Origin of the sequence: Bradyrhizobium sp. Leo170 (assembly GCF_004296405.1) — a bacterium.
In the GTDB taxonomy this organism is placed as follows: domain Bacteria; phylum Pseudomonadota; class Alphaproteobacteria; order Rhizobiales; family Xanthobacteraceae; genus Bradyrhizobium.
On sequence record NZ_PSRR01000006.1, the window covers coordinates 65,048 to 72,891 of the forward strand.

Sequence of the window (7,844 nt, forward strand, 5' to 3'; positions counted from 1 at the left end):
CCCTGCTTCTTATGCATTGATGGGCACCGTTGAGCGAGGGACAAGCCCGCAAAATGGTGATATTCGAGCGGCTCGCGACGCCAAGTTAGACCGGGAAGGACGCCTCATGACCCTGCATACTGGACGGCATTTTCTGCAGATTCCGGGACCGACCAACGTGCCGGATCGGGTTCTGCGGGCCATGGACATGCCGACCCTGGACCATCGTGGCCTCGAATTTGCGGAGCTCGGCCATGCGGTGCTGGCGGCCATGCAGCGGGTATTCCGGACCAAGCAGCCCGTGATCGTCTATCCGTCCTCGGGGACGGGTGCCTGGGAGGCCGCGATCGTCAATACGCTCGCCCCCGGTGACAAGGTGTTGATGTGCGAGACCGGCCAGTTCGCCGTGCTGTGGCGCGGCATTGCCGACAAGTTCAAGCTCGACATCGACTTCGTTCCGGGTGACTGGCGCCACGGGGCCGACCTTGAGCAGATCGACGCGCGGCTGTCCGCTGACCGCCAGCACAAGATCAAGGCCGTCATGATTGTCCACAACGAGACCTCCACTGGGTGCGTGACGTACCCGCTCGAGGTTCGCAAGATCATGGATCGGATCAACCATCCGGCGCTCTTGATGGTCGACACCATCTCCGGCCTCGGCTCGCTTGAATATGAACATGACGCCTGGGGCATCGACGTGTCGGTCGCGGGTTCCCAGAAGGGATTGATGCTGCCGCCGGGCCTCGGCTTCAACGCCGTTTCGGAGAAGGCGCTCGCGGTGGCCAAGGCCAATCCGGCGATGCGCTCCTATTGGGACTGGCAGGAGGTCATCGCCATCAACAAGGTGGGCACTTGGCCCTATACGCCGGCGACCAACTTGCTGATGGGCCTGAGAGAGGCCGTGAAGATGCTCGAAGAGGAGGGCCTCGAAAATGTCTTCGCCCGCCACAAGCGCCACAGCGCGGCGACGCGCGCGGCGATGAAGACGTGGGGGCTGGAGACCCAGTGCCAGGATCCCCAAGCGCATTCGCCGGCCCTGACCGGCGTGGTAATGCCGGAGGGCCATGACGCCGACAATTTCCGCAAGGTGGTGCTGGAAAACTTCGATATGTCGCTCGGGACCGGCCTCAACAAGATCAAGGGCAAGGTTTTCCGGATCGGCCATATCGGGCACTTCAACGACCTGATGCTGATGGGGACGCTGTCGGGCGTCGAGATGGGGCTGGACCTGGCCAAGGTGCCACATCGGAGCGGCGGCGTACTGGCGGCGATGGAAGTGCTCAAGGGGCGCGATGTCCTGCCGATGCCGAAGGCCGCCGTCGCCTGAGCTGGTTCAATAACAACAAAGAGGTCGCCATGAACGCTCCGGTCACTCCCAGCGAAGATCTGATCTATGCCGTCGAGGACGGGATCGCCAAGATCACTTTCAACCGGCCGCAGGCGCGTAACGCGTTGACCTTCGCGATGTACGAGCAGATGGCCTCGATCTGCGAGACCATCAATGGGGATCGCTCGATCAAGGCGCTGATCCTGACCGGCGCCGGTGACAAGGCTTTTGCCTCGGGTACCGACATCTCGCAATTCCGCGCCTTCAAGACCGCGCAGGACGCGCTTGACTATGAAGCGCGGATCGACCGTGTGCTCGGCGCTCTTGAGCAGTGCAGGGTGCCTGTCATTGCGGCGATTGCCGGAGCCTGCACGGGCGGCGGCGCCGGGATCGCGGCCTGCTGCGACATCCGGATCGGTACCGAAGCGACGCGGATTGGGTTTCCAATTGCGCGCACGCTCGGCAATTGCCTGTCGATGTCGAATATCTCACGCATCGTCGCGCTGATCGGTCCGGCGCGCACCAAGGATATGATTTTCAAGGCGCGCCTGGTTGAGGCACCGGAAGCGCTGGCGCTCGGCTTGCTCAATGAAGTCGTACCCGACGTCGCGACCCTGCAGCGCCGCGCTGACGAGACCGCAAAGCTCATTGCGAGCCACGCGCCGATCACGCTTGAGGTGACCAAGGAGGCGGTGCGCCGCATCCGCCGCACGCTGTCGCGCGATGAGGGAGAGGATCTGATCCTGCGCGCCTATATGAGCGAGGATTTTCGCGAGGGCATGGACGCCTTCCTCAACAAGCGCTCGCCGAACTGGAAGGGCAAGTAGGTATCATCGTCTTTTCTACGGTCGACGCTAGGCGGACGCTGCCACGAGCGCGGTGTGCGCTGGGCGGGCTCGCGGAGAGGACCGATTCCTCGCGATGGCTCTTACAATCTCATCCCAAAGTCAGTAGCAATGTGGCGGTTCGCGGCTTGAACTTCGCGTTCCCAGTCCGCACAATGGCGTCCGCAGGCATGCCCCTGATGTGCCAAATCCAAATAAAGACATAGGGAAGAGACGTGAGACATTTTGCAGGAGCCGCGACCGCTTTGGCGGCCGTTCTTATGACCGCGCCGGCACTTGCTACCTGGGAGCCGACCAAACCGGTCGAGATCGTCGTCGCTGCCGGAGCCGGCGGCGCCTCCGACCAGATGGCGCGCATGATGCAGGCAGCGATCCAGAAGAACAATCTGATGAAGCAGCCGATAGTGGTCTCGCTCAAGGGCGGCGCATCGGGTGCCGAAGCGCTGATGTACATGAAATCGAGCGAGGGTGATCCAAACAAGGTGCTGATCGCCTATTCCCTGATTTACATGCTGCCGCTGTCGGCCAAAATTCCGTTCAACTGGCGTGACCTCACTCCGGTATCGGTAGTCGCGATGGATCAGTTCGTGTTGTGGGACAACGCGTCGGGTCCAAAGACAGTGAAGGAGTTCATTGCGGCGGCGAAGGCTGCATCTTCACCGTTCAAGATGGGCGGCACCGGCTCCAAGCGTGAGGATCATGTACTCACCGTCTTCATGGAGCAGAAGACCGGCGCCAAGTTCTCTTATCTGCCGTACAAGTCCGGCGGAGAGGCGGCGACGCAATTGGTCGGGAATCACACCGAATCCAACGTCAACAATCCCTCTGAGAATCTGGAAGTCTGGCGCGCCGGCCAGGTGCGCGCGCTCTGCGTGTTCGATAAGGAGCGCATCTCCTACAAGACCAAGGTCACCGAAACGCAATCCTGGAACGATATCCCGACCTGCAAGGAAGAGGGGCTCGACGTCCAATACCTGATGCTGCGGGCGATGTTCCTGCCCGGCAAGGTCACGGCCGAGCAGCAGGCATTCTATGTCGACCTGTTCCAGAAAGTGACGCAAACGCCAGAATATAAGGACTATATGGAAAAGCAGGCGCTGAAGCCGATCTTCCTCACCGGCAAGGACATGGTGCAGTTCCTTGAGGAAGACGACAAGCTCAATGCCTCGCTGATGAACGAAGCGGGCTTCGTCGCGAAGTAGCGCGTCTCGGCAGCAGTCGGATTTCCGGTCTCATTTCTCCGCATGGCCGTAGCCGGCCATGCGGATACGGACATTTTCGATCTCTTCGGTAGGCAGCAGGCGCGGTTTCCCGATCTGCAGGCAGCCGTGATACTGCCGCGCCAGCGTTTCGACCTCGACCGCAAGCCACATGGCTCTCGCAAGCGATGGCCCGACGGCGATCATGCCGTGATGTTCGAGCAGGCAGGCCAGCCTTCCATCAAGCGCCTTGACGGCATGCGCCGAAAGTTCCTGCGTGCCGAATGTCGCGTATGGCGCGCAGCGGATCGTGTCGCCGCCGGCGCAAGCGACCATGTAGTGGATCGGCGGGATCTCCAGGCCCATGATGGCGAGGACCGTGCAATAGATGGGATGGGTATGAACCACGGCGTTCACGTCCGGGCGAGCGCGCAGGATATCCAAGTGGAAGCGCCATTCGCTCGATGGCCGCTGCTCTGGATCAAATGAACCGTCGAGGCCCATATAGACGATCTGCTCGGGCCGCATCGTCTCATAGGGTACGCTGGTCGGGGTGATCAGCAGGCCACCCTCGTGCCGCAGGCTGATGTTGCCCGAGGTGCCCTGGTTGATGCCGAGCGCATTCATGCGCAGGCAGGCATCTATGATGGATTGGCGTTTTTCCTTGTCGTTCATGGTTAACCTATCAAACGCCGTTTATGGCCTCGGAGAATGCTTGATTATTGCGTCGCAGTATAGTCGAACATTGCCTCGAAAGTCTGATCGGGAGAGGCCATGACCAGCGCTGTGCTAGGCATTATCGGCGGATCCGGCATCTACGACTTGCCGGGTCTTGAAAACGTCCGCGAGGAGGCGATCAGGAGCCCCTGGGGCGAGCCCTCCGCGCCACTTCGCTTTGGCACCATTGCCGGCCTGCCGATCGTGTTCCTGCCGCGGCACGACAAGGGGCACCGCCTGTCTCCCTCCGACATCAACTACCGAGCCAATATCGATGTCCTGAAGCGGGCAGGGGTCACCGACCTCGTATCGCTGTCGGCTTGCGGCTCGTTCAAGGAGGAACTGCCACCTGGCACTTTCGTGATCATCGATCAATTCGTGGACCGCACCTATAAGCGCGAAAGCTCGTTCTTCGGCAAAGGCTGCGTCGCCCATGTCTCGATGGCGCATCCGGTGTCGCCGCGCCTGCGCATTCATTTGGCAGCCGCCGCAGAGGCCGAAGGCATTCCGTTCGCGCGCGGCGGCACTTATCTGTGCATGGAAGGTCCGCAGTTCTCGAGCCTTGCCGAAAGTCTGACGTACAAGGAACTCGGCTACTCGGTGATCGGCATGACCAACATGCCTGAGGCGAAGCTCGCTCGCGAAGCGGAGATTTGCTACGCGAGCGTCGCGATGGTGACCGACTTCGATTGCTGGCATCCGGATCACGATGCGGTGACCGTGCAGGACATCATTCGCGTGCTTAGTTCGAATGCCGAGAAGGCCAAGGCGCTAGTGGCGCGGCTGGCAAAGGATTTTCCGCGCGAGCATGAGCCGTGTCCAATCGGCTCAGATCGCGCGCTTGAGACCGCGCTGATCACGGCCCCCGAGGCGCGCGATCCGGAACTGCTCAAGAAGCTTGATGCGGTGGCGGCACGGGTACTGCGCTCATGAAGGTCGACGGCCGACATTTTCGCACCATCTGGCTTGAGCCTGACCGCTGGTCCGTCGGCGCCATCGATCAGCGACGGCTGCCACATGAATTTATCATCGCGCGTTTAGTTAGCGCCGAGGAGGCTGCGGACGCGATCCGAACCATGCTGGTCCGTGGTGCGCCCCTTATCGGCGCCACCGCCGCTTACGGCATGGCGCTGGCCATGCACGCTGATCCGTCTGACGCGGCCCTGGATCGCGCGTACAAGCTGCTGATCGCGACGCGGCCAACCGCGATCAATCTGAAATGGGCGCTCGACCAGATGGCGGCTGCGCTTCGTCCGCTTGCGCCTTCCGTCCGCGGCGAGGCGGCTTACAAGCGTGCCGGCGAGATCGCCAATGAGGACGTCGGGATCAACCAGGCGATCGGTAGCCACGGCCTCGAAGTGATCGAGGCGATTGCTGCCACCAAGAAAGCCGGCGACACCGTCAACATTTTGACGCACTGCAACGCGGGCTGGCTGGCTACCGTCGACTGGGGGACGGCGACGGCGCCGATCTACCGGGCTCATGACATGGGGCTCAATGTCCATGTCTGGGTCGACGAAACGCGTCCGCGCAATCAGGGGGCCTCGCTCACGGCCTGGGAACTGGGTCACCATGGCGTCCCGCATACCGTAATTCCCGATAACACCGGGGGCCATCTGATGCAGCACGGCATGGTCGATCTGGCGATTGTTGGAACCGACCGGGTCGCAGCCAATGGCGATGTCTGCAACAAGATCGGTACCTACCTGAAGGCGCTCGCCGCGCGCGATAACGGCGTGCCATTCTATGTTGCACTGCCGTCGCCGACCATCGACTTTAGTATCAAGGATGGCCGAGAGATTCCGATCGAACAGCGTGCAGCAAGCGAAGTGACGCATATGAGCGGGCGCACGGCGGACGGGCGAATTGAGATCGTGCGTGTGGTCCCAGAGGGCTCGCCGATCGCCAATTACGGCTTTGACGTCACGCCGGCGCGCCTCGTCACTGGCTTGATTACCGAACGCGGCGTGCTCCGGCCCGATCATGCTGCACTTGCGAGCGCGTTCCCGGAGCGGACTGGTACGCGCTGAGCGCTGCATTGACGCCGGTTGCGTCAGCACGTATCCACGCTGGAGCGCCTGCCTGAGCCGTCCGCCTCATGTCTAATACCGATATTGAAATCGTCGTCGACGATCCGACTGCGCCCGAAGCTAATTCGCCTGCGGTGACCAGCAATCGCGCCGTGGACGCTGTCGTGTCGCTCGTGTTGCTCGCGCTTGCCGTCACGCTCGGATGGGATAATTTGCGCACCGGCGCGGCCTGGGATGCGACGGGCCCTGAGCCGGGCTACTTCCCGTTCTACCTCTCGATCATTCTTGGCGGCGCCAGCCTCTACGGTCTGTTTGTGGCGATGTTCTCGCGCAGGGAGGATTCCGAGACCTTCGTGACGCAAGCACAGCTTCGCCGGGTCATGGCGGTGTTCGTGCCGACGGTCTTGTTCTGCCTCGCCACGCAATTCCTTGGGCTCTATGTTGCGAGCTTCCTTTTGATCTCCGGCTTCATGCGCTTTGTCGGCAAGATCGCGGCGTGGAAGTCTCTGCTCACCGCTTTCATCTTCACCGCCGCGATGTTCGTGACGTTTGACATCGCCTTCGACGTCATCATGCCGAAGGGGCCGCTCGAGGCGGCTCTCGGCTACTAATCGATCGGCGGGACTTTCGGTCATGGAAGCTTTTGGCCTGCTCCTTCACGGCTTCGCCGTTCTCCTCACCTGGAAAACGCTGTTACTGATGATGGTCGGGCTTGTGCTCGGAATTTTCGTCGGCGTACTGCCTGGGCTTGGTGGGCCGAATGGCGTCGCGATCCTGCTGCCGCTGACGTTCACGATGGACCCGACCTCGGCCATCGTGATGCTATCGTGCATCTACTGGGGCGCACTGTTCGGCGGCGCCATTACCTCGATCCTCTTCAACATTCCCGGCGAAGCCTGGTCTGTGGCGACCACGTTTGACGGCTATCCGATGGCGCAGCAGGGCAGGGCGGCGGAAGCACTGACAGCGGCCTTTACCTCGTCCTTCATAGGCTCGCTGGTCGCGGTACTCCTGATCACATTCCTGGCGCCGATGATCTCGTCATTCGCGCTGAAGTTCGGGCCGCCGGAATTCTTTGCAGTCTATCTCCTCACGTTTTGCTCGTTCGTCGGCCTTGGCCGCGAGGCCAAGCACAAGACCGTCATCTCGATGTCGCTTGGCCTCCTGCTGGCCGGCGTCGGTATGGACACCGTATCCGGCCAGCTCCGCATGACCTTTGGCTCTACCGAGCTGCTCCGCGGCATCAACTTCCTGGTCGCGGTCATCGGTTTGTTCGGCATCAGCGAAATCCTGCTGACAATGGAAGAGCGTCTGGCGCTGCGCGGCCACGCCGCCGGCATCAGCCTGCGCGTGGTGCTGTCGGTCTGGAGAGACCTGCCGAAATACTGGGTGACGCTGGTGCGTTCGTCCTTCATCGGTTGCTGGCTTGGAATCACGCCGGGTGGCGCGATCGCCGCCTCGTTCATGGGTTACAACCTCGCCAAACGCTTTGCCAAGAACCAGGACAGTTTTGGCAAGGGCCGTATCGAGGGCGTATTCGCGCCGGAGACGGCGGCGCATGCGTCCGGCACCTCGGCGCTGCTTCCGATGCTTGCGCTTGGAATTCCCGGATCGGGAACCGCCGCCATCCTGCTCGGTGGCTTGATGGTGTGGGGTCTCAATCCGGGTCCGCTCTTGTTCGTCGAACACAAGGATTTCGTCTGGGGCCTGATCGCCTCGATGTATCTCGGCAACGTCGTTGGCCTAG

8 protein-coding genes are annotated in these 7,844 nt (G+C 61.6%); 7 read left to right on the plus strand and 1 reads right to left on the minus strand.

All coding sequences use genetic code 11. The features are described 5' to 3' along the window. Window positions 1–106 precede the first annotated feature (106 nt). The 3 genes from CWO89_RS02515 (at window position 107) to CWO89_RS02525 (ending at window position 3,353) form a co-directional block, all read left to right on the plus strand. Window positions 107–1,306 carry a pyridoxal-phosphate-dependent aminotransferase family protein gene (locus tag CWO89_RS02515; protein WP_130577093.1) on the plus strand — a complete coding sequence of 400 codons (1,200 nt, stop codon included), beginning with the start codon at window positions 107–109 and terminating at the stop codon, window positions 1,304–1,306. 29 nt (window positions 1,307–1,335) lie between these two features. After that, entirely contained in the window at window positions 1,336–2,133 is a 798-nt protein-coding gene (locus CWO89_RS02520) for an enoyl-CoA hydratase/isomerase family protein (protein ID WP_130577094.1), read from the plus strand. 278 nt (window positions 2,134–2,411) lie between these two features. Then, window positions 2,412–3,353, plus strand: a complete 942-nt coding sequence (locus CWO89_RS02525; RefSeq protein WP_130577105.1) for a Bug family tripartite tricarboxylate transporter substrate binding protein — start codon at window positions 2,412–2,414, stop codon at window positions 3,351–3,353. A 30-nt stretch (window positions 3,354–3,383) separates the two neighbouring features. Here CWO89_RS02525 and CWO89_RS02530 read toward each other — a convergent pair whose 3' ends face one another. Next, entirely contained in the window at window positions 3,384–4,025 is a 642-nt protein-coding gene (locus CWO89_RS02530; RefSeq protein WP_130577095.1) for a class II aldolase/adducin family protein, read from the minus strand. Between the two features lie 99 nt (window positions 4,026–4,124). Between CWO89_RS02530 and CWO89_RS02535 the strand changes: the two genes are divergently transcribed. The 4 genes from CWO89_RS02535 to CWO89_RS02550 all read left to right on the plus strand — a co-directional run. Beyond that, complete coding sequence (locus CWO89_RS02535; RefSeq protein WP_130577096.1) at window positions 4,125–5,000, plus strand: S-methyl-5'-thioadenosine phosphorylase; 876 nt, start codon at window positions 4,125–4,127, stop codon at window positions 4,998–5,000. Next, window positions 4,997–6,097, plus strand: a complete 1,101-nt coding sequence (mtnA, locus tag CWO89_RS02540; protein ID WP_130577097.1) for an S-methyl-5-thioribose-1-phosphate isomerase — start codon at window positions 4,997–4,999, stop codon at window positions 6,095–6,097. The genes CWO89_RS02535 and mtnA overlap by 4 nt, the downstream gene beginning before the upstream one ends. Before the next feature lie 68 nt (window positions 6,098–6,165). Next, window positions 6,166–6,708, plus strand: a complete 543-nt coding sequence (locus CWO89_RS02545) for a tripartite tricarboxylate transporter TctB family protein (RefSeq protein WP_130577098.1) — start codon at window positions 6,166–6,168, stop codon at window positions 6,706–6,708. 22 nt (window positions 6,709–6,730) lie between these two features. Beyond that, a partial coding sequence (locus tag CWO89_RS02550) for a tripartite tricarboxylate transporter permease (protein ID WP_130577099.1) occupies window positions 6,731–7,844 on the plus strand: 1,114 nt, incomplete at its 3' end.

Coding starts and splice junctions, on each gene's coding strand:
- CWO89_RS02515 (WP_130577093.1), top strand. CDS start 107: ATGACCCTGCATACTGGACGGCATTTTCTGCAGATTCCGGGACCGACC.
- CWO89_RS02520 (WP_130577094.1), top strand. CDS start 1,336: ATGAACGCTCCGGTCACTCCCAGCGAAGATCTGATCTATGCCGTCGAG.
- CWO89_RS02525 (WP_130577105.1), top strand. CDS start 2,412: ATGACCGCGCCGGCACTTGCTACCTGGGAGCCGACCAAACCGGTCGAG.
- CWO89_RS02530 (WP_130577095.1), bottom strand. CDS start 4,025: ATGAACGACAAGGAAAAACGCCAATCCATCATAGATGCCTGCCTGCGC.
- CWO89_RS02535 (WP_130577096.1), top strand. CDS start 4,125: ATGACCAGCGCTGTGCTAGGCATTATCGGCGGATCCGGCATCTACGAC.
- mtnA (WP_130577097.1), top strand. CDS start 4,997: ATGAAGGTCGACGGCCGACATTTTCGCACCATCTGGCTTGAGCCTGAC.
- CWO89_RS02545 (WP_130577098.1), top strand. CDS start 6,166: ATGTCTAATACCGATATTGAAATCGTCGTCGACGATCCGACTGCGCCC.